We start from the raw sequence: 22,898 nt of genomic DNA, 5'->3' as shown, positions 1-22,898 counted from the left end.
GGAATCATGCGGATCCTGATTGTCGAAGACGATCTCGAAGCGGCGGGCGCCATGGTCCGCGGCCTCACCGAAAGCGGCCACGAGTGCGTCTCGGCCGCCGACGGCGAGGCGGGGCTGGCCGAGGCGCGGGCCGGCGAGTTCGACGTGATGATCGTCGACCGCATGATGCCGAAGATGGATGGGGTGACCCTGATCCAGACCCTGCGGCGGGAAGGGGACCAGACGCCGGTCCTCTTCCTCTCGGCGCTGGGCGAGATCAACGACCGCGTCGACGGGCTGAAGGCCGGCGGAGACGACTATCTGGTCAAGCCCTACGCCTTCGCCGAACTGATCGCGCGGGTGGAGGCCCTGGCGCGCCGGCGCGAGACCGGCTCGGTCCAGACCCTGCTGCGCGTGGGGGATCTGGAGATGGACCTGATCGCCCGCACCGTTCACCGCCAGGGCCAGGAGATCGACCTGCAGCCGCGCGAGTTCCAGCTGCTGGAATTCATGATGCGCCACGCCGGTCAGGCGGTGACGCGGACCATGCTGCTGGAAAAGGTCTGGGAGTATCATTTCGACCCCCAGACGAACGTGATCGACGTCCACATCTCGCGCCTGCGCTCGAAGATCGACAAGGGCTTCGACCGGCCGATGCTGCAGACGGTCCGCGGGGCCGGCTACCGGCTGGACGCGTAAGGGGCGGCCGCGGGCCATGCGGCTGCCGCGCATCTTCCGGACAACGCCGTTCCGGCTGACGCTCCTGTTCCTGGCCCTGTTCGCGGCCTCGGCCAGCGCCTTCCTCGCCTATATCTACGTGGCCACCGCCGGCGAGGCGACGCGGCGCACCGACCAGCTGATCACGCGCGAAATGCGCACCCTGCAGAGCGCCTATGGCCGGGCCGGCGTCGACGCCCTGAACCAGGCCCTCATCGAACGCGCGGCCAGCGAGCGGCCCTATCTCTACCTGCTGATGCGCCCGGACGGCACGCGCATCTCCGGCTCTATCGAGGAGTCGCCCCTCGACGAATTCGAGGGCGAGCCGGCCTGGGCGAGCTTCCGCGTCACGGAGTTCGACGTTCAGGGGCGGGAGATCAGCCGACCGGCGCGCGGACTGCAGGAGAAGCTGTCGGGCGGGGAGATCCTCTTCGTCGGCGCCGACGTGGCCGAGGACGAGGCCTATGTGGTCAAGATCGTGCGCGCCCTCTGGGGCGCCGGGGCGCTGGTCATCGTGCTGGGCCTGGCCGGCGGCGTGGTCGTCAGCCGCAATGTGAGCCGCTCCATGACCAGCCTGACCGAGGTGGTGGACGCGGTGCGCAACGGCGACCTGACCGTCCGGGCCCAGGTGCGGGGCACGCGCGACGAACTGGACGAACTGGCCGTCGGCCTCAACGAGATGCTCGACCGGCTGGAACGGTCCATGGCCGGGCACAAGCACACCGGCGACGCCATCGCCCACGACCTGCGCTCGCCCCTGACCCGGCTGCGGGCGCGGCTGGAGGCGGCCTATCTCGACCTGGAGGCGGGGCGCGGCGACGCCGAGGCGGCCCTGGCCCGCGCCATCGACGATACGGACGGCGTGCTCAAGACCTTCGGCGCGGTGCTGGCCATCGCCCGGCTGCAGGCCGCGGGCTCCGCGCCCGATCCCGTGGTCTTCGACCCCGCCGACCTGGCCGCCGACATCTGCGAACTCTACGAGCCGCTCTGCGAGGACCATGGCCTCGACTTCAAGGCCGAGCTCGCCAAGGGGCTCTCGATCCGCGCCAACCGCGAATTCATGGCCCAGGCCCTGGCCAACCTCCTCGACAACGCCATCAAGTACACGCCGTACGGCGGAGCCATCATGCTGCGCGTGCGCCGCCGCTCCTCCGGCGAGGTGGAGTTCTCCGTCACCGATACGGGCCCCGGCGTGCCGGAGGAGGACCGCGCCCGCGTGATCGAGCGCTTCGTCCGCCTGGAGAACAGCCGCAACCAGCCCGGCGCGGGCCTTGGCCTGTCGCTGGTCGCCGCCGTGGCCGAGGCGCACGGCGGCCGCGTGGAGCTGTCGGAGGGCCCCGGCAAGGTGGGCGAAATCGGGCCGGGCTTGCGCGTGGCGGTGATCCTGCCCCGGGCGGGCTAGGCGTTTGCCATCGGGCGCCCTGCGCGGCCAAACTCCGCAGCCATGACATCGCTTTCCGACTCTCTCCGCCCCTGCGGCCCCGTCGCCGACAAGAACGCCGCCGACCGGGCGCTGGAGGTGCTGCAGCCAGAGGCCGCCGCCGGCGGCTGGGGCGAGCGGCTGAAGACGGTCTGGCCGGCGCTGGCGCCCGTGTTCGGCGCCTCTCCCTATCTCGCCGGTCTGGCGCGGCGGGCGCCGGACCGCCTCGGCGAGCTTCTGGCCGCCGAGCCGGACGCGCGGTTCGCCGACATCCTGGCCCGGACGGAGCGGGCCGGCCGCATGCCGGCGCAGGAGGCCGGACCGGACCTGCGCCGTCTGAAGGCCGAGGCGCACCTGCTCATCGCGCTCTGCGATCTGGGCGGCGTCTGGGACCTGGACGCCGTCACCGGCGCGCTCACCCGCTTCGCCGACGCCGCCATCGCCGCGGCCCTGCGCGCCGCCGCCGCCGCCGAGGTCGAGGCCGGCCGCCTCCGGGCGGTGGGCGAGGGAGAGGACGGGCCGGTCCCCGGCTGGTTCTGCCTGGCCATGGGAAAGCAGGGCGCCTACGAGCTGAACTATTCCAGCGACGTCGACATCTCGGTCTTCTACGAGCCCGACCGCCTGCCGGTCGCCGAGGGCGTGGAGCCGCGCGCCTTCGCCGTGCGCCTGACCCAGGCGCTCGCCGCCCTCATGCAGGACCGGACCGCCGAAGGCTATGTCTTCCGTGTGGATCTGCGCCTGAGGCCAGATCCGTCCTCGACGCCGCCCGCCGTGCCGCTGGCCGCGGCGTTCGACTATTACGAGACGGTGGGCCAGAACTGGGAGCGCGCCGCCTTCATCAAGGCCCGTCCCTGCGCCGGCGACCTGCCGCGCGCCCAGGCCTTCCTGGACGAGCTGGGGCCCTTCGTCTGGCGCAAGAACCTCGACTTCGCGGCCATCGCCGACATCCACTCGATCAAGCGCCAGATCCACGTCCACAAGGTCGACGACCGGCTCTCCGCGCCGGGGGCGGACCTGAAGCTCGGGCGAGGGGGGATCCGGGAGATCGAATTCTACGTCCAGACCCAGCAGCTGATCCTGGGCGGACGCAATCCGGGGCTGCGGTCGCGCCGCACCCTGGACGCCCTGCAGGCCCTGGTCGAGGCGGGACACGTCGCGCCCGAGGCCGCCGCCGAGCTGACCGCGGCCTATGGCGTGCTGCGCGCCGTCGAGCACCGGGCGCAGATGATCGCCGACGAGCAGACCCACCGCCTGCCGGAGAACGACGAAGAGCGCGGCCGGGTCGCCGCCCTGCAGGGCGCCAAGTCCCTCAAGGCCTTCGACGCCGCGATCACCGACGTGCTGAAGACGGTCAACCGCCGCTATGGCGAGCTCTTCCCCGACGAGGAATCCCTGTCCTCCAGTTTCGGCAGCCTGATCTTCACCGGTGTCGACGACGACCCGGCGACGCTGCAGACGCTGGCGCGCATGGGCTTCGACAATCCGCCCCAGGTCTCCCAGACGATCCGGTCCTGGCACCACGGCCGGATCGCCGCCACCCGGACCGAGCGGGGGCGGGAGCTCTTCACGCGCCTGGCGCCGCGGCTTCTGGAGGCGGCGCACGCGACCGGCGCGCCCAACGCCGCCTTCAACCGGTTCGGCGACTTCTTCGCGGGCCTGTCCTCGGGCGTGCAGATCCAGTCCCTGTTCCTGGCCAATCCCAAGCTCTTCGAGCTGCTGGTGGAGGTGATGGCCTTCGCGCCCAAGCTGGCGGCGACCCTGGCCCGACGCCCCGCCGCCATCGACGCCCTGATCGACGGAGACTTCTTCGCCGAGATCGATCCGGCCGAGGACGAGGCGGTGATGCGGCTCGCCGTCTCCCGGGCCGAAGGTTTCGAGGAGATCATGGACGCCGTCCGCCGCGCCCATCGCGAACAGGCCTTCCGCCTGGGCGTACAGGTGATGAGCGGCGTGGCGAGCGCCGAGACGGTCGGCCGGGGCTTCGCCGACCTGGCCTATCTGTGCATCCGCACGCTGGCGCCGGCCGCCCTGGCCGAGGCCGAGCGCATCGGCGGGGCCTTTCCGGGGCAGGTGGCGGTGGTTGCGCTCGGCAAGTGCGGATCGCGCGAGATGAGCGCCGGCTCCGACCTCGATCTGATGACGCTCTATCGGCCCGACGATCCGCGGGCCATGTCGTCCATCAAGTCCTGGGGGGCGGAGACCTTCTATGGCCGATTCACCCAGCGGCTGATCGCGGCCCTGTCCCTGCCGACCGCCGAGGGCGGCCTCTACGAGGTCGACATGCAGCTGCGCCCCTCGGGCACCCAGGGGCCGGTGGCGGTCAGCCAGGCGGCCTTCGAGAGCTATTACGAGGGCGAGGCCGAGACCTGGGAGCTGCTGGCCCTGACCCGGGCCCGCGTGGTCTGGGCGAGCACGCCGGACTTCGCCGAGGCGGCGGGTAAGCTGATCGAGGGCGCGCTGCGCCGGCCGCGGGACCGGGAGCGCACAGCCAAGGACGTACGCGCCATGCGCAGCCTGCTGGAGCGGGAGCGGCCGGCCAAGGACTTCTGGGACATGAAGCTCTCCCGCGGCGGCCTGGTGGATGTGGAGTTCGCCGCCCAGTTCCTGCAGCTCGTCCATGCCGCCGAGGGCGGACCGCTGCGCCCGCACACGGCGACGGCCCTCGGCGCCTTCCGCGAGGCGGGCCTCGAGCCGGCCGAACCGCTCGTCGCGCTCGAGGACGCCTGGCGGCTGCAGCAGAACATCACCCAGCTGACCAAGGTGGCCCTGGAGGAAGGGGCCGATCCGTCGCAGGAGCCGACGGCCTTTCGCAAGCTCCTGGCCCGCGCGGCCGGAGAGGCCGACTTCAAGGCCGTGCGGCCCAGGCTGGACGCCGCACGCAAGGCGGCCCGAGCGGCTTTCGAGCGCCTCCTGAAACCCTGACGCGACGGATCGGACGCCGGTGCGCGTGAAAGCATGCAAAGCCCCTGAGCCGCAGAGACTCCATGTCGCCATCCCGTCGTCCCCGCTCCGTCGTCGATCCGGCCGCTTCCGGTGCGGCGCGTTGAGGCTGTGCAGGCTTCGCCGGTCGGCGGGGTGAGGCTTGGAGCCCCTGGCCGACCCCGACGAGGAGCTGCTCGCCCGTGTCGCCCGTGGCGATCCGGCGGCCGTGCGCGCGCTGATGGCCCGCAAGCTGCCCCGGATCCACGGTCTGGCGGCGCGCCTGCTGAACGACGCGGCCGAGGCCGAGGATGTGACGCAGGAGGTGTTCGTGCGGGCGTGGAAGCAGGCGGGGCGCTGGAAGCCCGGCGGGGCCCGCTTCGACACCTGGCTGCATCGGGTGGCGCTGAACCTCTGCTACGACCGGCTGCGTCGGCGGCGGGAAGTGGCGACGGACGCCCCGCCGGAGGTGGCCGACGACGGGCCGGCCCCCGATCGCGGGCTGGAGGCCGCCGATGTCGGCGCCCGGGTGGCCAGGGCGATGGCCGCCTTGCCCGACCGGCAGCGGGAGGCCCTGGTGCTCTGCCATTACCAGGAGCTCGGCAATATCGAGGCCGCCGCCCTGATGGGGGTCAGCGTCGAGGCCCTGGAAAGTCTGTTGTCGCGGGGCCGGCGGGCCCTGCGGACCGCGCTCGCGGACATGCGGTGATGCGGCGATGAGAAAGGAAGGACCGGCCATGGGCATGGACCTGGATCGATTTGCGGCGCTGGCGAGCGCCTATGGCGGCGACGTCTCGCGCTGGCCGCCGGCCGATCGCGAGGTCGCCGCGGCCCTCATGGCCCGCGATCCGGGCGCGACGGCGGAGCTGCTGGCCATCGAGAGCGAGCTCGACGGCGTCCTCGACGCCTGGCGGACGCCCCCGGCCGGGGCGGCGCTGCGCGAGGCGATCCTGGCGGCTGCGCCCGCGCGGCGGGCGGCGGCGGCCTGGCGGACCTGGATCTGGCGCACCGGCCTCGGCGCCGGACTGGTGGCGGCCGGGGCTGCGGGGCTGATGGCCGGCGTCGTCGTCTCCGGCGCCGTGGCGCCCGCGGGCGAGGCCGACGTGATCGCCGCGGCTGTCACGGGCTATGAAGGGCTCGACCTCGACTCGGCCGGTCTGGAGGGCGTCTGATGTCGCAGCGTCATCTGACCATCGCCCTGTTCGTCTCCCTGGCGCTCAACCTGTTCGCCGTCGGCGCCATTGTCGGCGGGCTGGTCGTCGGCGCCCGCTTCTCGCAGCATCGTCAGACGCTCATCCGGCCGGGCCCGCCGCCCTTCTGGGACGCCGCCCAGACCCTGCCCGCAGCGCAGCAGGAGGCCTTCCACCGCGCCCTGCGCGGCGACGCCCTGGAGGTCCGCCGCAAGCTGATGGCCGCCGGAGAAGCGCGTCGGGAAGCCTGGTCGGAGCTGGGCGCGGACCCGTTCGACCCGACGGCGGTCCGCCGCGATCTGGCGCGGGCCCAGGCGATGGAAATGGAGGCTCGCTCCATCGTGGAAGGCCGCGTCGTCGATTTCGCCGGAGAGCTCAGCGCCGAGGAGCGCGATCGGCTGGCCGGCGCCCTGTCGCGCCCCGCCACGCGGCGCATGCACGGCGGCCGGCGGGAGGCCGACGAAGAGCGCGGACGCCCGCTGCGGGAACCGGCGCCTTAGGCCGCCGCCCCGCGCCGCGCCTCAAGCCGCGCGCCCTGCCGGACCGGGACGGAAAAGGCGACGGTCGTGCCCTCGCCGGGCGCGCTCTGGATGTCCAGGGCCCCGCCGTGCATCTCGACCAGCGACTTGGTCAGGGCCAGGCCCAGCCCCGTCCCCTGCTGGGTCTTGGAGTGCTGGCTCTCGATCTGCTCGAAGGGCTGGGCCAGCCGCTTCAGGTCGTCGGCGGCGATGCCGATGCCCGTGTCCCTGACGCTGATGCGGATCCGCTCGCCGGTCGGATCGCGGCGCGCCTCGGCGCGCACGGTCACCCGGCCGCCGCGCGGCGTGAACTTGATGGCGTTGGACAGAAGGTTGAGCAGCACCTGCTTGACCGCCCGGTAGTCGGCCTCGACCTCGGGCAGGTCGCGGGGGAACTCCAGCTCCAGCGCGAGCCCCGCGGAATCGGCGCGGTTGCGGACCAGACGCACGGCGTCCTCGACCACGTCCTCCACGGTGAGGGGTTCGAACTTCAGGTTCATCTTGCCGGCCTCGATCTTCGACATGTCGAGGATGTCGTTGATCAGCGCCAGCAGGTGCTGGCCTGAAGACAGGATGTCGCCGGCATATTCCTTGTAGCGGGCGTCGCCCAGGGGGCCGAACATCTCGCCGACCATGATCTCGGAGAAGCCGTTGATCGCGTTCAGCGGCGTGCGCAGCTCGTGGCTCATATTGGCCAGGAACTCGCTCTTGGCCTTGTTGGCGGCCTCGGCCCGGACCTTCTCGGCCTCGTACTTGCGGGCGAGCTCGGAGAGCTGCTCCTGGCTCTGTTCGAGCCCGTCGACGGCGCGCTGCAGCGCCTCCTCGTTCTTCCGGCGGGCCTCTTCCTGCGTCTTGATGGCGGTGATGTCGGCCGCGGTCATGACCAGGCCGTCCTCGGCCGTGCGACGCTCGGAGATCTGAATCCAGCGTCCGTCGTTCAGCTCGGCCTCGCGCACGCCGGCGCGGCCGTCCGCGGCCGGCTGCTCGCGCCGGATGGCCAGGCGGGCGTAGCGGTTGACCTGATCGCGCAGGGCGCCCGGCTTGAGGAGCCGCGCCTCCAGGGAGAAGAAGCTGCGGTAGTTGCGGTTGCACATCAGCAGCCGGCCGTGGCGGTCCCAGAGGACGAAGGCTTCCGAGACGCTCTCGATGGCGTCGCGCAGGCGGTTTTCGGCCGCCTGGGCCCGGGCCTGGGCCATGCGCTCCTCGGTGACGTCGAGCGCCACCCCGATGATGCGTGAGAAGCCGCCCTCGGCCGCGCGGCCGAAGGCCTGGCCGCGGGCGTCGATCCAGATCGGACGACCCCCGCCGGGACGCGGCACGCGGAACGAGACGTCGAAGGCGCCGTAGAGGGCCGCCGTGGACAGCGCCTGGCGCACCCGCTCGCGATGGTCCGGCGACACCCGCTCGAGGACCTCCTGGCCGCTGACCACGCCGCCGCCGCCCCAGCCGAGCATGCCGCCGGTGACGTCGGACATGAACATCTCGTCGGTGGTCAGGTCCCATTCCCAGATGCCGCAGCGCGCGGCCTCGACGGCCATGCGGAAGCGCTGCTCGCTGTCGAAGGCGTCCTGCTGGGCGGCTTCGACGCGGCGGCTCTGGTTGAACAGCAGGAGTCCGAGCAGGAAGGCCACGCCGAGCGGGATCAGCACCCAGCCCAGCTGCTCGCGCGCCGAAATGATCTCCAGCGGATCGGAAGAGACGCCGGCGACGGCCAGCAGGGCGCCTTCGGCCGCCGGATGGGCGGAGATTTCCAGGGCCTTGCCCTCGGGACTCTGCGCCCGGTTCAGGCGGCCCGGCCGGACCTCGCCCGGCGTCAGGCCGAAGGCGCCGAGCAGGCTGTCGGCCTGGGCGACGCCGTCCGGGCCCGAGGCGGCGAGGACCAGACCCCGTGCGGAGGTGACGGCCTCGGGGCGGTCGGCCTGCAGCAGGGCGGCGATCCGGCCCGGATCGGCGGCCGCGACGATCCAGCGACGCCCCTGGGGCGTGGCGGCTGCGGTGGCGGCGACGAGGGTCGGCGCTTCGGGCCCGGCGGCTGAGAACCAGACATCCCTGTCGCTGCGCTCGGCCTCGGCGACCAGGGCCGTCCAGTTGGCGCCGAGATCGGCGCCCGTCGCGGCGGCCACGCCCTCGGGGGCGAGGACCACGACGGTGGCCGCTGACCCCGAGGCGATTCGCAGACCGGTTTCCGCCGCCGGCAGGGGGGCGTCCGGGGCCCGCTCCAGCGCGGCGCGGGCGGCGAGAAGCCCGCCCCGCAAGGCGGCGGCCTCGGCGTCCAGCCGCGCGGCGAGCGTCGCCGCCCGGCCGGGCAGGGCGGCGCTGGCGGCGGCCGCGCCGCTGGGCTCGGACTGAATCCGCTGCACGGCGAAGGCGGTGTAGACCGCCATCAGCAGGAGGGTGGTGAGGATGGCCACGCGGGCGAAGGCGAAGGTCGGCCGCGGACGAGCGCCCGCCGCCACGTCCGTCCGGCGACGGCCCGGATGGCTGCGAGCCGCACTTTGACGTCCGCGTCCGGCCAAGGCCCGCCGCTCCCCTAAACCCAAAACCGAGTCACCGAACCGGGAGTCTAAGCGCGCCGACTCCCCGCGTCACGAGTCATACGGTCGCGCGGCCGACAATCGCCGGCCACGGCCGCGCTTCAGTCGTCGGCGAGCGCCCGAGACGCCAGTTCGTACACGTTCTTGGAGAGGCCTTCCCTGGCCACGATCCGCTCCAGTTCGCCGCGCATCCTGGCGCCGAGTTCGGGCGTGTAGCGCCGCCAGCCGCCCAGCGGCTCCAGCAGGCGGGCCGCCGTCATCGGGTTGAACGCGTCGACGGCCAGGATCTGGTCGGCGAGGAAGGTGTAGCCGGCCCCGCTCGGATCGTGGAACCGGGCCGGATTGCCGGCGGCGAAGGTCCCCACGAGGGCGCGCAGGCGATTGGGGTTCTTCTGGTCGAAGGCGGGGTGGGCGGTCAGGCCCAGCACGCGGCCGAGCGCGCCTTCGGACGGGTCGCGCGCCTGCAGGGCGAACCACTTGTCGATGACCAGCGGCTCGGACTTCCAGCGCTCGTAGAAATCGGCCAGCGCGTTCTCGAACGCCTCGCCGCCGATGCTCATCAGGGCCGAAAGGCCGCCCATGGCGTCGGTCATGTTGCCGGCGGCCTCGTAGTGCCCCCTGGCCCGTTCGACGGTCTCGGCGTGCGGATTGGCGGCCAGGACTTCGAGGGCGGTATTGCGCAGGGCCCGGCGTCCGGCCTCCGCGGCGTCGGGCGAAAACTCGCCCACGCCCTGCAGCCCGGTGTGCAGGCGCTTCAGCTCCTCCTCCAGGTGGAGGGCGAGGCGGGCGCGGAGCGCCTCGCGCGCCGCGTGGATCGCCGCCGGATCGGCCGGCTGGCGGGCGAGCGCCAGGTCGGACTCGGTGGGCAGGGTGAGAAGCAGGGCCTTGAAGGCCGGATCGGCGGCCTGGTCGGCGAGCGCCCGCCCGACGGCGTCGGCGTAGCGCTCCTCGTTGACCTCGTCGGGCCGGCCGGCGGCCCGGGCCAGCATCAGCTCGCGCGCCAGGTCCTGGCCGGCTTCCCAGCGGTTGAAGAGGTCGGGGTCGGCGGCCAGCTGGACGTAGCGGTCCTTGGGCTCGGCGTCGGTGGTCAGGACCACCGGGGCGGAGAAGCCGCGCAGGGCCGACAGCACCGGTTCGCGGTCGACCCCGGTCAGGCGGACGGTCGTCTTGGCGGCGTCCAGAACCACCACGGTCTCGTCGGTCGCCTGGCCGTCGCGGTCGAAGGCGATGGTCCGCCCGTCGCCGTCCAGCAGGCCGATGCGCACCGGGACGGGCAGGGGCTTCTTGTTCGGCTGGCCGGGCGTCGCCGGGTTCGTCTGGGTGAGGTCGAGCTCGAGCGTCCGGGCGGCGGCGTCGTAGCGGCTCTTGATGTCGATCCGCGGCGTGCCGGCCTGTTCGTACCAGGCGAAGAAGGCCGAGAGGTCCCGGCCGGAGGCCTCGGCGAAGCAGTCGATGAAGGCTTCGACGGTGGTGGCGTGGCCGTCCCAGCGTTCGAAATAGAGGTCCATCCCCTTCCGGAAGGCGTCCGGCCCGATGAGGGTCTTCAGCATCCGGATGACCTCCGCGCCCTTCTCGTAGATGGTCGCGGTGTAGAAGTTGTCGATCTTCAGATAGCTCGACGGCCGCACGGGGTGGGCCAGCGGGCCCTGGTCCTCGGAGAACTGGCGGGCGCGAAGCGCCTTCACGTCCTTGATCCGCTGGACGGCCTCGCCGCGCATGTCGGCCGAGAAGCTCTGGTCGCGGAAGACGGTCAGGCCTTCCTTCAGGCACAGCTGGAACCAGTCGCGGCAGGTGATGCGGTCGCCGGTCCAGTTGTGGAAATACTCGTGGGCGACGACGCTCTCGATCCGCTCATAGTCGAAGTCGGTGGCCGTGGCCGGGTCGGCCAGCAGCAGCGAGGAGTTGAAGATGTTCAACCCCTTGTTCTCCATCGCCCCGAAATTGAAGTCGCGCACGGCGACGATCATGAACAGGTCGAGGTCGTATTCGCGGCCGAAGGCCTCCTCGTCCCACTTCATCGACCGCTTCAGCGCGTCCATGGCGTAGGCGGCGCGGCCGGCCATGCCGGGGTCGACATAGATGCGCAGGTCGACCTTGCGCCCGCTCATGGTGACGAGGCTGTCCTCGAGCACGTCCAGTTCGCCGGCCACCAGGGCGAAGAGGTAGCAGGGCTTGGGGAAAGGATCGTTCCAGACGGCGAAGTGACGACCGTCCGCCGTCTCGCCCGATTCCATCAGGTTGCCGTTGGAGAGCAGGCGCTGGAAGCCCTTGTCCGCCGTCATCCGCACCGTGTAGCGCGCCAGCACGTCGGGACGGTCCGGGAACCAGGTGATCTTGCGGAAGCCCTCGGCCTCGCACTGCGTGCAGAAGCGGCCGCCCGACATGTAGAGGCCGTCCAGCGCCTTGTTGGCGGCCGGATCGATCTCGACCTCGGTCTCCAGGACGAAGGCGTCGGGGACGTTCGGCACGGTGAGGAACTCGGCGTCGATCGTCCGCTCGTCCTCGCCCAGCGTCCGGCCGTCGACGGCGACGGAGATGGGGGTCAGGCGCTCGCCGTTCAGCACCAGGGGCTCGGCGTGCTCGCCGTTGCGGCGCAGGGCGAGCTTCGCCCTCACCCGCGTCGCGCTCGGCTTCAGGTCGAAGTCGAGCTCGATCGTGTCGACGAGGAAGGCCGGCGGGCGATAGTTGGCCAGGCGGATGGGCTGGGGCGTTTCGGTGCGCATGGGACCGATTTAGACCTCCCGCCGGCTGCTCGCCAGGGGCGGCTGTCGTTCTGCGGGGCCAAAGGCGCGCGCCGCCGGGTCAGGCGGCGTTTTCCTCCGCCTCGCCCGGCGCGGCTTCAGGCGCGGCGGGAATTTGCTGCAGGTAGCGCTCCACCTTGCGGGCCTCCTCGGCCAGGCGGCGGATCTCCGGCGGCGCGTCCTCCGGCGCCTCGTCGACCATGGCGGTCAGATGCCTCGCGATGGAGAGCAGCCGCTTGGACGAGGCGATCAGGCGGGCCTGGAACTCCACCTTGAGCGGGTCGCGGTCGTATTCGGCGCCGGGCACGCGCCAGCCGCCCCAGTCCTGGGCGTCGGTGACCACGACGGGATAGGTGCCGGGATAGGGGTGGTGCTCGCAGTCCTCGGGCTGCTGCCACTTGTTGCGGGCCCGCAGCAGCCGCCAGCTGGGTTCGTCGTCGTTCACCAGGTCCTGGGTCGACTGCTCGCCGCGCAGCTCGTGCGCGTGGAAATCACGCCCCAGGCCGACGTCGTAGGTCACCCTGACCGGCTCGTCGAAGCCTCGCGCCCAGACCGGCACGATTTTTTCGATCACCGCCCAGGCGCCGACGCTTTCGACCCAGACCCTCTGATTCCGCTGAAAAACCGCCTTGGCCATACGCACCATCACTGTTGTTTGGACGCATAAGACCCTGAAATCCTTGACGCGAGGTCAATCTTTCCACGCCGCGAACGATGCGTATGGTGGCCGGCAGGGGAAACGTTAGACGCCGCGATTTCCGGCGGGACAGACGGGCATGAATTTCGATTTTTCCGACGACCAGAAGTTTCTGAAGAACGAGGCGCGCAAGTTCCTCGACGCACGATGCGGGACCGATCGCGTCCGCAAGGTGCTCGACGACGAGGGCCGCGCCTATGACGAGGACCTGTGGAAGGCGGTGGCCGAACAGGGCTGGCTGGGGGCGGCGATCCCCGAGGCTTACAACGGCCTGGGTCTGGGCCGGCTCGAGCTTTGCGTGATCGCCGAGGAACTCGGCCGCGCGGTCGCGCCGATCCCCTTCGCCTCCACCGTCTACTTCCTGGCCGAGGCGGTGATGCTGGCCGGGACGGAGGAGCAGAAGACCTACCTCCTGCCGCGGATCGCGGCCGGCGAGGTGATCGGCGCCGTGGCGGTGTCGGAAGGTCCCGGCGTCACGACCGCCTCCTCGCTCCAGGCCACGGTGGAGGGCGGCAAGCTGAACGGGGTGAAGCTGCCGGTGACGGACGGCGACATCGCCAACGTCGCCCTGGTCCTCGCCAAGGAGAACGGCCGGCCGGCGCTCTTCATCGCCGACCTGACGGACGCCTCGGTGACGCGCGAGAGCCTGAAGACGCTCGATCCCACGCGCGACGCCGCCAAGCTGACCTTCAAGGATGCGCCCGTGCGACGCCTGGGCGAGGCGGGTCAGGGCTTCGAGCTCCTCGAGCAGGTCTTCGACCGCGCCGCCGTCCTGCTGGCCTTCGAACAGTGCGGCGGCGCCGACCGCTGCCTGGAGATGGCCAAGGCCTATGCGCTGGAGCGCTACGCCTTCGGTCGCGTCATCGCGAGCTATCAGGCCATCAAGCACAAGCTCGCCGACATGTATGTGAAGAACGAGCTGGCCCGCTCCAACGCCTATTACGGCGCCTGGGCGCTGAACACCGGCGCGCCGGAGCTGCCGGTGGCCGCCAGCGCGGCCCGCATCGCCGCGTCCGAGGCCTACTGGTACGCCTCGAAGGAGAACATCCAGACCCACGGCGGCATCGGCTTCACCTGGGAAATGGACTGCCACCTGCACTATCGCCGTTCGCGCCAGCTCTCGCTGGTCGCCGGCGCTCCCCGGGTCTGGAAGGAGCGCCTCGTCAGCCACCTCGAACGCCGCAACGCGGCCGCCGCCTGAGGGAGGAAGAGATCATGGACTTCAAGGACACCCCCGAAGAGGCCGCCTACCGCCAGCAGGTCCGCGACTGGCTGGCCGCCAACGCCCCGAAGAAGCGCGAGGGCGAGGCCGACCCGCTGTCGGAATCCAATGACGGCCTGAGCGCGGCCAAGGCCTGGCAGGCCAAGAAGGCCGCCGCCGGCTACGCGTGCATCACCTGGCCCAAGGAATGGGGCGGCCAGGGCGGCACCCCGATCCAGCAGGTGATCTTCAACCAGGAAGAAAGCGCCTTCCCGACCCCGGGCAATCCGTTCCAGATCGGCTTGGGCATGTGCGTGCCCACCGTCATGACCTTCGCCGACGAGGAGACCAAGAAGCGCTTCGTCGGCCCGGCCATCCGGGGCGAGGAGATCTGGTGCCAGCTCTTCTCCGAGCCCTCGGGCGGATCGGACGTGGCGGGGTCGCGCACACGGGCCGAGCGCGCGCCGGACGGCTCGGGCGACTGGATCATCAACGGCCAGAAGGTCTGGACGACCGGCGCCCAGTTCTCCGACTTCGGCATCGTCATCTGCCGCACCAATCCGGACGCGCCCAAGCACAAGGGCCTGACCATGTTCTGGATCGACATGAAGGATCCGGGCGTCGAGGTCCGGCCGATCCACCAGATGTCCGGCGGCTCGGGCTTCAACGAGGTCTTCTTCACCAATGTGCGGGTGAAGGACAGCCAGCGCCTGGGCGCGGTGGACGACGGCTGGCGCGTCTCGCTCGTGACCCTGATGAACGAACGCCTGGCCGTGGGCGGCGCATCGGGCGCCGGCTGGAGCGCCTTCATGGAGGCCGCCCGCGAGACGCCCGGCCTGGACGGCGGAGCGGCCATCAAGGATCAGGCCCTGCGCGAGAAGCTGGCCGACTGGTACGTGCAGGCCGAAGGTCTGAAGCACACCCGCAACCGCACCATGACGGCGCTCTCCAAGGGCGAGACGCCCGGGCCGGAGAGCTCGATCGGCAAGATCATCTCCGCCGTGCAGATGCAGGAGCTGGCCAATTCGGCGGTCGAGATGCTGGATCAGTACGGCATCATCAACGATCCGGAGCTGGCGCCCCTGCGCGGGGCCTTCCACGCCTCGCTGATGTCGGCGCCGGGCCTGCGGATCGCCGGCGGCACCGACGAGATCCTGCGCAACATCATCGCCGAGCGGGTCCTGGGCCTGCCCGGCGACATCCGGGTGGACAAGGACATCCCGTTCAAGGACCTGCCCACCGGGCGCTAGAACGGGCCCGGAGCCGGCGGCCTCAGGCGCTCATCGCCAGGGGACCGGCCGGCGACGCGCCGGTGACCATCTCGCCATAGATGCGGGTCAGGCCCTGGAAGGTCGCATCCCAGCCATGCCGGGTCTCGGCCCGGCGGCGCGCCGCCACCGACAGGGCCGCCACGTCGCGCTCGAACAGGGCCTCGATCGCCTCGGCGAGGTCGGCAGGCTCGACGCTCTCGGCGCACTGGCCGACCGATCCGTCGATCAACTCCCCCACGCCGCCGCGGCAGGGGCCGACCACCGGGGTGCCGGAGGCCAGCGCCTCCAGGGCCGCCAGGCCGAAGGGCTCGTTCTCGTTGGCGTGCAGGAAGGCGTCGGCGCTGGCGATCAGGCCGGCGAGGGTCTCGGGATCGCTCTCATAGTCCATGCAGAGGACCCGGCGCGTATAGCGGGTCTCGCCGCCGGCTCCGACCAGCAGCAGGCGGTAGGGATCGCCCAGCCGCTCCACCGCGCAGACCATGGCGTCGATGTTCTTTTCCCGCGCCGGTCGGCCCGCGAAGACGAGCAGTCGCGTCCGCCGCGGCAGCCCCAGTCGCCGCAGCAGGGCCGCCCGGTCGGCGCGCCGCGGATGGAAGAGCTCGAGATCGACCCCCAGGCGCTGGATCGTCACCCGGTCCACCCCCGCGTCAGCCAGACGTTCGGCCATGTGTCGGCTGGGGGCCACGGCGCGATCGAAACGGGCGAAGGTCTCGGCCCACTGCCGGCGCGCCGGGGCGCGCGCCCACTCGCCCAGATGCAGGGCCGCGAGCGCGGCGGCGTCCGTGTGGCAGAACCCCACCACGGGGCGGCCCAGGAGCTGGCCGGCCTCGATGGCGGCCAGGCCCGGCACGAAGACGTCGCCGGCCTCGATGATGTCCGGCGACAGGAGACGGATCATCGCCGTCCACTTGGCGACGCTGGCCGGCATCCGGTAGCCGTCGCCGAAGGGCAGGCGCGCGGCGGCCACGCTCACCCGGCCCGGGGCGTCCTGGCCCGTGCGCGGACCGGGCGCGACGATGGTGTGGGTCACGTCCGGCCGCCGCCGCGAAAGCCAGTCGCGCTTGGCGTGGAGGTAGCGCTTCACGCCGCCGGAGCGGGGCGCATACATCATGGTGGAGTCCACGAGGTGGAACCCGTCGCGGCCCGGCGCGCCGAAGTGCGGCGCGTCTTGCGGAAGCAGCCGGATCAGATCCTTGCCGGCCGTCCCCTTGAAGTGAAACACGGACTTTCCTCGCTGGACGCACACGCCCCTTTGGTCGGGGAGAACGCGCCAGCCGGGTTTTCGATCCGGCCTCTCAGCGCGCCGATGCGGCATGGCGGGCGTCTTCGGCCGCACGGACGAGGGTCAGGAATTCCGCCCGTTCGCCGTCGGGGTCCGCCCCGCGTGCGCCTTGGACCAGGGCCTCCACATCGTCCAGGCCGAAGTCCGCCGCGACCCACGGATCCTGACGCAGGATCTGGGCGAAGCCCGCCACCGCCACCGCCCAGCGGGTCGCCTCCGGCGCCTGGGCGAGGTCGCCGACGCGGTCGCGGGCGGTGATCGGACGAGAAATCAGACGGGAGCGGTCCTCGCCCGGCGGCTTGTAGCGGATCTTCAGGAAGGCCAGTTCGTCGGCCGGTCCCCCGGCGCGCGCCGGCGCCTGATAGCGCAGGGGATCGGTGGAAGGCCGCGCGCCCACAGGCGTGATCTCGTAAAGCGCCGTCACCGAGGCGCCGGAGCCGACCTCCCCGGCGTCCACCCGATCGTTGTTGAAGTCCTCGCGGTTGAGCAGGCGCGTCTCGTAGCCGATCAGCCGGTACTCGACGACCGCGGCCGGGTTGAACTCGACCTGGATCTTCACGTCGTCGGCGATGGGCAGGAAGCTCTTCGGCAGATCCTCGCGGAACAGCCGCCGCGCTTCGGTCAGGCCGTCGATATAGGCCGCCGTGCCGTTCCCGTTCTGGGCCAGGGCCTGCATCATCACGTCGTTGTAGTTGCCCCGGCCGAAGCCGTAGACCGACAGGTAGACGCCATCCTTGCGGCGCTCGGCCACGAAGTCCTTCAGGCGGGCGGGATCTGCGATGCCGACATTGAAGTCGCCGTCGGTCAGCAGGACGACTCGATTGACCGCCTTCGGATCGAAGCTCTGCTTCGCCAGGTCATAGGCGAGCGCCAGGGCTTCGCCGCCGGCGGTGGAGCCTCCGGCGCGCAGACTGCCGACGGCGCAGCGCATCATCAGCTTCTGCCGCCCATCGGTGGGCGCCAGGACGGCTCCGGCCGAACCGGCATAGGCGACGATCGCCACCCGGTCCTGCGCGCCCAGTTGGTCGATGAGGAGATCGATGGCCTTCTTGGCCAGAGGCAGCCGGTCGGGGCCGCCCATCGAACCGGAGGTGTCGATCAGAAAGACCAGGTTCAGGGGCGGCCGCTCGCGGGGCGGCAGTTCGTAGCCCTGGATGCCGATGTGAACGAGCCGCCGCTGCTGCGACCAGGGCGAGGGGACGACCGCGACGGTGGTGGCGAAGGGCGGCTGGCGGTTCGGGGGCGGCGCGTAGCCATAGTCGAAATAGTTGATCAGCTCCTCGACCCGGACGGCGTCCGTCGGCGGCTGCTCGCCCTCGTTGAGGAAACGCCGGACATTGGCGTAGCTGGCCGTGTCGACATCGATGGAGAAGGTCGAAACCGGATCCTCGGCGGTCCGCTTCACGGGGTTCGGCGTCGCGTCGGGATAGCGTTCGGTGTCCATCCGAGGCTGGCCCCGGGCCGATCCTGTGACGATCATCGACTGCGGCGCAGACGGCTGCGCCACACGTCGCTCCACCGGCGGGACGGGCAGCGGCGGTATGGACGGCGTCCCAATCGGCGGCCGAGGCTGAAGCTTGGGAGGCGGCGGGGGCGGCGTCGGTGCGGGACCGGGCGTCGTCGGCAGGGGCGAGGTCATCGCCGGCGCGGGAGCGAAGCGAGCGCGATAGCCGCCGTCTTCGCCATAGGCCGGGAAGCCCAGCCGGGCGCACGCTTCGGGAGTCGCAGGACCGTCCAGAGGCGGTCGGGGCGGGGCTGGCGGCGCGGCCAGGACTGGAGACGCCACCGTCAGCGCCAACAACACGGAAAGGGTGGGTTTCGGTCGCGGCTCTATCATGAGCGGTATCCCAGCATGCCGGTCCCTCACGGTCGAGCCTGGCGATCATTTCGGGCGAAAAAGCGGACGACCGTCGTTCGGCGAAGCGGGCCAAGGCGCGGCGCTCAGCCGTGACGAAGAATTCACGAACCCATTCCGGGCGCGAGCTTGACAGTGGTGTTCCCCGCAAGGCTACTGCCCGTTCGAAACATGGTTAACGCGCTGCGAGGGGAGCAAGGCGCCATGGTCCATGGGGAGGACCGACTGTTCCGCGAGGGCGCGCGCAAGGGGCTGACCCTTGCCGTTCTGCTTTCGCTCGTCCCTCTCCTGGGCTGCGAACCCAAACCCCACGGCCCCGGCGGCCGTTCGGCCAATCTCGCCTGTCCGCGTCCCCAGGCCTTCCTCGGCGCGCCGGAGTTCAACGCTCAGGAAACCGAGATCCGGACCCTGCGCCGCCACGCCTTCGCCGGCGACTTCTTCGCCCAGCTGGACCTTGGGCGGCGCTACAGCGGCCGCGACGCCGAACAGCGCAAGACCTACGATCCGGTCGAAGCGGCGGTCTGGCTGGAACTGGCCCTGTCCAATCCGGACGGTTTCTCGCCGACCGTCACCGGACCGCGCCGCCGCCACGAGCGGGGGGCCCAGTTCGAGGACTGTCGCGAGGCCGAGCGGCGTTCGGCCTATTTCGCGCTCGAGCACCTGCTGAGCCGGATGAGTTCGGAAGAGCGCCAGCAGGTGCGCGACCGTGTGATCTATGTCCTGTCCACCCAGGGGGCGTCGGGCTTCCGCACCCTGGCCCGGCTGCATGATGTCGGCTTCGGCCCCTTCGGCGACCCCTATGACGCCTCGCCGATCGACGAGCGGGACCTGCGCGACCGCCGCCCGCCGGCGGCGGCCACCCTGTTCACGCGCAACGACGTGGACGTCTATCTCTTCAACTATCTGGCGGCGCAGGCCGGCGACGTGGCCGGCTATGTCATGCTGAAGGACTTCGAGCGCTCCTCGGCCAACCGCGCCGCGCTCGGCGCCGACGCCGAGGCCAAGGCCAACCGCTGGGTCCCGCCCTTCGAATTCTATCCGCCGGAGGCGCCGGAGTCGGGCGTTCCCCACTCGGACGAAAGCGTGCGGGCCAGCGAGACCGAGACGCTCGCCCTGGCGCGGCTGGACGAACTGCCCTTCGTCCATGTCGGCCATGCGCTGGCCTATCTGCAGGTCATCCCCAAGCCGGCGGACGAACTGTCGGACCTCTCGGTCACCGAGATCCAGACCTTCCAGGCCATGCTCGGCCGGCCGATGACCGGCAAGCTGACGTCGCTGGAGGAGGTGCGCGCCATCCAGTACGCCGCGGTGAACGGCCAGGCGCGTTCGCAGCTCGCCCTGGCGGTGATGTACGCCGAGGGCGTCGGCGTGCCGCGCGACTATGCGAAGGCCTTCTACTGGTTCTCCCAGGCCGACCGCCAGGGCAGCGCCGAGGCCAAGTACGCCATGTCGACCTTCTTCTCCCTCGGCGTGGAGGGCGTGGCCGACCAGGACAAGGCCTCGGCCGTCGTCTACCAGATCGACGGCGCGCTCGCCGGCTTCAAACCTTCCGCCCAACGACTGCGCGAGCTCCTGGCCCAGGTCTCTCGCGCGCCGCGAACCTGATAGAGGCGCTCCATGGCGACCCCGTTCCCTTCCTCCAAGATGCGGCGGCGGCCCCTGGCGACGGGCCTCGCGGCCCTTCTGCTCGCCATCGGTTTCGGCGGGGCCGTTCAGGCCTATCCCGACGCCAAGGTCGACGCGCAGATCCGGCCCAATTTCGGCGGGCTGATCACGCCGCCCCTGCGGTCCAACTATCGCCCCGACCATTGGAGGAAGCCGGATCACAAGCCGAAGAAGCCCTATCCGCGGCCCGGCTGGCCGACCTATCCGTACCCGCCGCAGGGCGGATTCCTCGACAGCGTGGTGGTCGACTGCGCCGACCCGGCCCTCGGCCCCTATCCGATCTCCGACGCCCTCTGGGCCCTGCGCGACGGCGGCGTGCTCTTCCTGCGCGCCCGGGGCGGGGTCTGCCGCGAGACCCTCTATATCGACCGTCCGGTGACCCTCATCGGCGAGGGGACGCCGACCTTCGCGCCGGGGCCCAACCCCTCGCCCGCGCGCATCGCGCCGCCGGCCGGCGCGCCCTGCATCCGCATCGCGCCCGGCACCCGCGGCGTGGAGATTCGCGACCTGATCATCGAGGCCGACCAGGCCGGCCGCAGCGCCTGCATCGAGGCGGTCGACGCCGAACTGGCCCTGGTGAACAGCTATGTGCGCTACAGCGGCGAGGCCGCCGCAGTGTTCGTCTCCGGCGGCCGGCTGGTCGGCCGCCAGTCGACCATTGAGGCGCGGACCAACGACGCGGCCGTCCTGGTCGACACCGCCGCCGTGGACTTCCGCCAGGTGCGCATCGCTGCCGACGTGCGCGGCCTCGACATCACGCCGGCCGCCGGCGAGAGCCATCTGACCCAGGTCGGCGTCGTCGCCGAAGGCGGAACCCTGCCGGGCTCCACGGGCGTCACGGTGCGCGGCCTGCGCAGCGGCGGCGGCAAGCTGGTGGTCAAGAACAGCTATGTGGGCGGCTGGATCACCGGCCTCTATGTGGACCGCGGCGCCAAGCTCGACCTGATCCGCAGCCGGGTCCATGCGCGGCGCGGCGTCATCTCCGACTGGGGCGAGGTGGTCGTGCGCGAATCGGCCGTGTGGGGCGACGAGTACGGCGCCTATTTCGCCGGCGGCTCGCCCGTCATCGAACACAACCGGTTCGGCGGTCCGCGCGGCGGCCTGCTGCTGGACCGCCAGGTGCAGGCCCAGGTCCAGCCGAACTACCTCTACGCCCAGGAAGGCTGCTCCACCTGGTCCTTTGGTCAGGGCCTGTACTGCCAGCCCATGAGCGCCGCGCCTCCGCGCCTGTTCGACGGCGGGGCCGACCCCTACGGCTATTCGGCCTATGGCGGGCAGGGCGGCTACGGCTGGTCCTATGACGGCTATGAGCGCGGCTACCAGCTGCACGGCGCCCCGCAACCGCTCGCACCGCCCCAGCCGACGCGGCGGGGTCTCTTCAGCCGATAGTCCCTACTGAGCGTCGAAGAAGGCGTCCGGATCCTCGATCTCGATCAGCCGTCCCTTGCGGATCTCCAGGAACCGGTTGGCGGCCGCCCGCGTGAAGTGGCGGTCGTGCGAGACGAAGAGGCAGGTGGTCTCGCCCTCGTCCAGCTCGGCCTCCAGCGCCTCCTGGCCCTCGATGTCCAGGTGGTTGGTCGGTTCGTCGAGGAGATAGAGGTTGGGCCTGGCGAGCTTCAGCCGCAGGAAGATCAGCCGCGCCCGTTCCCCGTGGCTCAGGTCGCCGATGGGGCCCTTCACCCGAGCGTGAGAGAAGCCGGCCTTGGCCAGGAGGCTGTTGGCCTGGACCGTCGTCGCGCCCTCCGCCCGGCCACATAGTCGAAGAGGCTGGTCTTCAGGGGCAGGTCGCGCATGCCCTGGTCGAAGACCGCCAGACGGATGGACGGATTGAAGCGCACGGCGGCCGTACCGTCATAGTGGCTCTGGTCGGGGTCGTAGGCTGCGGCCAAGGCCGACAGCAGCATGGACTTGCCCGCGCCGTTGGGCCCCAGGAGCGCGATGCGATCGCCCACGGCCACGTTCAGCCGGTCGATGCGGTAGAGCGGCCGGCCGTCGGGAGCGCAGACGTCCAGGCCGGCCAGCCGCAGGGCGACCTTGGCGTCCATCTCGCCCTCGGCCAGTTCAAGCCGGCGCTCCCGGCCGGCATAGGCTTCGGTGCGCTCGGCCTCGATGCGGGCGATCCGCTTCTCCGTCGCCTTGGCGCGCTTGTGGAACTTGTCGTTCAGCACGCCCCACTGTCGATAGCGCTGGGCCACCTGCTCCAGGCGCGCGATCTCCCGGGCTTCCAGCTTGCGGCGGGCGGCCTCGGCGGCGTCGCGGGCCATCAGTTCGGCGCGGGCCTGGACGAAGGGGACCGCGAAGGCGTGCGCGCCGTCGCTGCGCAGGAAGATGGTCCGGGTCGTGGTCCGCTCCAGGAAGGCGCGATCATGGCTGACGATCAGCATCGGCAGGCGGCGCTCGGCCGCCAGCCACCGTTCCAGCCGATTGATGTTGGACAGGTCGAGGTGATTGGTCGGCTCGTCCAGGATCAGCAGGTCCGGCTCGGCCAGCCGCACTGCGGAAGCGATCATGAAGAGCCGGCGCCAGCCGCCGCTGAGCGCCTCGAAGCGTCGCTCCGCCAGCTCGAAGGGGATCTCGAACTCGTCCAGCAGGACATCGATCCGCCAGTCCTCGGACCCGTCCTCGGGCAGGGCGCGGGCCAGCACCTCCCGCGCCGTGAGCGGCAGAAGCGCTTCGGGCGCCTCCTGCGGGACGTAGCCGAGCTTGAGGCCCCGCGAGCGCACGACCTTTCCCTCGTTGAGCTCCAGCTCGCCGGTCAGGCATTTCAGCAGGGTCGACTTTCCGGCGCCGTTCTCGCCCACCAGGGCCGTCCGGGCCGCATCCAGCGCGAAGCTGACGCCTTCGAACACCCGCGTCGCGCCATAGTAGAAGCTGGCCCTTTCGACCCCCAGGACGGCGGCGCCCATGTC

17 protein-coding genes are annotated in these 22,898 nt (G+C 71.3%); 10 read left to right on the top strand and 7 right to left on the bottom strand.

Annotated elements, in window-relative coordinates; translation table 11 throughout:
* The first annotated feature begins 6 nt into the window (after positions 1-6).
* The 6 genes from H2041_RS00685 (at position 7) to H2041_RS00660 (ending at position 6,725) form a co-directional block, all read left to right on the top strand.
* Complete coding sequence (locus tag H2041_RS00685) at positions 7-678, top strand: response regulator transcription factor (protein WP_293408370.1); 672 nt, start codon at positions 7-9, stop codon at positions 676-678.
* Positions 679-694: 16 nt separating this feature from the next.
* Complete coding sequence (locus H2041_RS00680) at positions 695-2,098, top strand: HAMP domain-containing sensor histidine kinase (RefSeq protein ID WP_293408368.1); 1,404 nt, start codon at positions 695-697, stop codon at positions 2,096-2,098.
* Between the two features lie 42 nt (positions 2,099-2,140).
* Positions 2,141-5,038 carry a bifunctional [glutamine synthetase] adenylyltransferase/[glutamine synthetase]-adenylyl-L-tyrosine phosphorylase gene (locus tag H2041_RS00675; RefSeq protein ID WP_293408366.1) on the top strand — a complete coding sequence of 966 codons (2,898 nt, stop codon included), beginning with the start codon at positions 2,141-2,143 and terminating at the stop codon, positions 5,036-5,038.
* A 160-nt stretch (positions 5,039-5,198) separates the two neighbouring features.
* A complete protein-coding gene (locus tag H2041_RS00670; protein ID WP_293408364.1) occupies positions 5,199-5,744 on the top strand; it encodes an RNA polymerase sigma factor in 546 nt (181 codons plus the stop codon).
* Positions 5,745-5,751: 7 nt separating this feature from the next.
* Positions 5,752-6,207, top strand: coding sequence for a hypothetical protein (locus H2041_RS00665; protein ID WP_293408362.1), 456 nt, complete (start codon positions 5,752-5,754; stop codon positions 6,205-6,207).
* Positions 6,207-6,725 carry a periplasmic heavy metal sensor gene (locus H2041_RS00660; protein WP_293408360.1) on the top strand — a complete coding sequence of 173 codons (519 nt, stop codon included), beginning with the start codon at positions 6,207-6,209 and terminating at the stop codon, positions 6,723-6,725. The genes H2041_RS00665 and H2041_RS00660 overlap by 1 nt, the downstream gene beginning before the upstream one ends.
* Here H2041_RS00660 and H2041_RS00655 read toward each other — a convergent pair.
* The 3 genes from H2041_RS00655 to H2041_RS00645 all read right to left on the bottom strand — a co-directional run bounded on the left by H2041_RS00655 (position 6,722) and on the right by H2041_RS00645 (position 12,655).
* A complete protein-coding gene (locus H2041_RS00655; protein WP_293408358.1) occupies positions 6,722-9,259 on the bottom strand; it encodes a sensor histidine kinase in 2,538 nt (845 codons plus the stop codon). The genes H2041_RS00660 and H2041_RS00655 overlap by 4 nt on opposite strands.
* A gap of 119 nt (positions 9,260-9,378) precedes the next feature.
* Entirely contained in the window at positions 9,379-12,000 is a 2,622-nt protein-coding gene (gene pepN, locus H2041_RS00650) for an aminopeptidase N (RefSeq protein ID WP_293408356.1), read from the bottom strand.
* A gap of 79 nt (positions 12,001-12,079) precedes the next feature.
* Positions 12,080-12,655 (bottom strand): hypothetical protein, encoded by a 576-nt coding sequence (locus H2041_RS00645; RefSeq protein ID WP_293408354.1) that lies wholly within the window; start codon positions 12,653-12,655, stop codon positions 12,080-12,082.
* Positions 12,656-12,794: 139 nt separating this feature from the next.
* On the opposite strand from H2041_RS00645, the gene H2041_RS00640 reads away from it, so the two are divergent.
* Both H2041_RS00640 and H2041_RS00635 read left to right on the top strand, forming a co-directional pair.
* The gene (locus H2041_RS00640; protein ID WP_293408352.1) at positions 12,795-13,916 is read left to right on the top strand and encodes an acyl-CoA dehydrogenase family protein; all 1,122 of its coding nucleotides are present in this window, start codon (positions 12,795-12,797) and stop codon (positions 13,914-13,916) included.
* A 14-nt stretch (positions 13,917-13,930) separates the two neighbouring features.
* Positions 13,931-15,166: an acyl-CoA dehydrogenase family protein gene (locus H2041_RS00635; RefSeq protein WP_293408350.1), complete on the top strand. Its 1,236-nt coding sequence runs from the start codon at positions 13,931-13,933 to the stop codon at positions 15,164-15,166.
* 22 nt (positions 15,167-15,188) lie between these two features.
* On the opposite strand, the gene H2041_RS00630 is transcribed toward H2041_RS00635, so the two are convergent.
* The gene (locus H2041_RS00630; protein ID WP_293408348.1) at positions 15,189-16,409 is read right to left on the bottom strand and encodes a glycosyltransferase; all 1,221 of its coding nucleotides are present in this window, start codon (positions 16,407-16,409) and stop codon (positions 15,189-15,191) included.
* A 73-nt stretch (positions 16,410-16,482) separates the two neighbouring features.
* Entirely contained in the window at positions 16,483-17,976 is a 1,494-nt protein-coding gene (locus H2041_RS00625) for a VWA domain-containing protein (protein WP_293408346.1), read from the bottom strand.
* 552 nt (positions 17,977-18,528) lie between these two features.
* On the opposite strand from H2041_RS00625, the gene H2041_RS00620 reads away from it, so the two are divergent.
* Entirely contained in the window at positions 18,529-19,929 is a 1,401-nt protein-coding gene (locus H2041_RS00620; RefSeq protein WP_293408344.1) for a tetratricopeptide repeat protein, read from the top strand.
* Between the two features lie 12 nt (positions 19,930-19,941).
* Complete coding sequence (locus H2041_RS00615; protein ID WP_293408342.1) at positions 19,942-21,378, top strand: hypothetical protein; 1,437 nt, start codon at positions 19,942-19,944, stop codon at positions 21,376-21,378.
* 3 nt (positions 21,379-21,381) lie between these two features.
* Here the strand turns inward: H2041_RS00615 and H2041_RS00610 are convergent, their stop codons facing one another.
* Complete coding sequence (locus H2041_RS00610) at positions 21,382-21,669, bottom strand: hypothetical protein (protein ID WP_293408340.1); 288 nt, start codon at positions 21,667-21,669, stop codon at positions 21,382-21,384.
* Positions 21,666-22,895 (bottom strand): ATP-binding cassette domain-containing protein, encoded by a 1,230-nt coding sequence (locus tag H2041_RS00605; protein WP_293408338.1) that lies wholly within the window; start codon positions 22,893-22,895, stop codon positions 21,666-21,668. The genes H2041_RS00610 and H2041_RS00605 overlap by 4 nt, the downstream gene beginning before the upstream one ends.
* Positions 22,896-22,898: the final 3 nt, after the last annotated feature.

Origin of the sequence: Phenylobacterium sp. (genome assembly GCF_013911965.1) — a bacterium.
Taxonomy (GTDB): domain Bacteria; phylum Pseudomonadota; class Alphaproteobacteria; order Caulobacterales; family Caulobacteraceae; genus Phenylobacterium.
The sequence above is the reverse complement of the archived record's forward strand: the minus strand, read 5'-3'. Positions and strand labels throughout refer to the sequence as shown.

What these genes read in the sequence shown, in the direction of transcription:
- H2041_RS00685 (WP_293408370.1), top strand. Translation starts at nt 7, where the DNA reads ATGCGGATCCTGATTGTCGAAGACGATCTCGAAGCGGCGGGCGCCATG.
- H2041_RS00680 (WP_293408368.1), top strand. Translation starts at nt 695, where the DNA reads ATGCGGCTGCCGCGCATCTTCCGGACAACGCCGTTCCGGCTGACGCTC.
- H2041_RS00675 (WP_293408366.1), top strand. Translation starts at nt 2,141, where the DNA reads ATGACATCGCTTTCCGACTCTCTCCGCCCCTGCGGCCCCGTCGCCGAC.
- H2041_RS00665 (WP_293408362.1), top strand. Translation starts at nt 5,752, where the DNA reads ATGAGAAAGGAAGGACCGGCCATGGGCATGGACCTGGATCGATTTGCG.
- H2041_RS00660 (WP_293408360.1), top strand. Translation starts at nt 6,207, where the DNA reads ATGTCGCAGCGTCATCTGACCATCGCCCTGTTCGTCTCCCTGGCGCTC.
- pepN (WP_293408356.1), bottom strand. Translation starts at nt 12,000, where the DNA reads ATGCGCACCGAAACGCCCCAGCCCATCCGCCTGGCCAACTATCGCCCG.
- H2041_RS00645 (WP_293408354.1), bottom strand. Translation starts at nt 12,655, where the DNA reads ATGGCCAAGGCGGTTTTTCAGCGGAATCAGAGGGTCTGGGTCGAAAGC.
- H2041_RS00640 (WP_293408352.1), top strand. Translation starts at nt 12,795, where the DNA reads ATGAATTTCGATTTTTCCGACGACCAGAAGTTTCTGAAGAACGAGGCG.
- H2041_RS00635 (WP_293408350.1), top strand. Translation starts at nt 13,931, where the DNA reads ATGGACTTCAAGGACACCCCCGAAGAGGCCGCCTACCGCCAGCAGGTC.
- H2041_RS00620 (WP_293408344.1), top strand. Translation starts at nt 18,529, where the DNA reads ATGGTCCATGGGGAGGACCGACTGTTCCGCGAGGGCGCGCGCAAGGGG.
- H2041_RS00615 (WP_293408342.1), top strand. Translation starts at nt 19,942, where the DNA reads ATGGCGACCCCGTTCCCTTCCTCCAAGATGCGGCGGCGGCCCCTGGCG.
- H2041_RS00605 (WP_293408338.1), bottom strand. Translation starts at nt 22,895, where the DNA reads ATGGGCGCCGCCGTCCTGGGGGTCGAAAGGGCCAGCTTCTACTATGGC.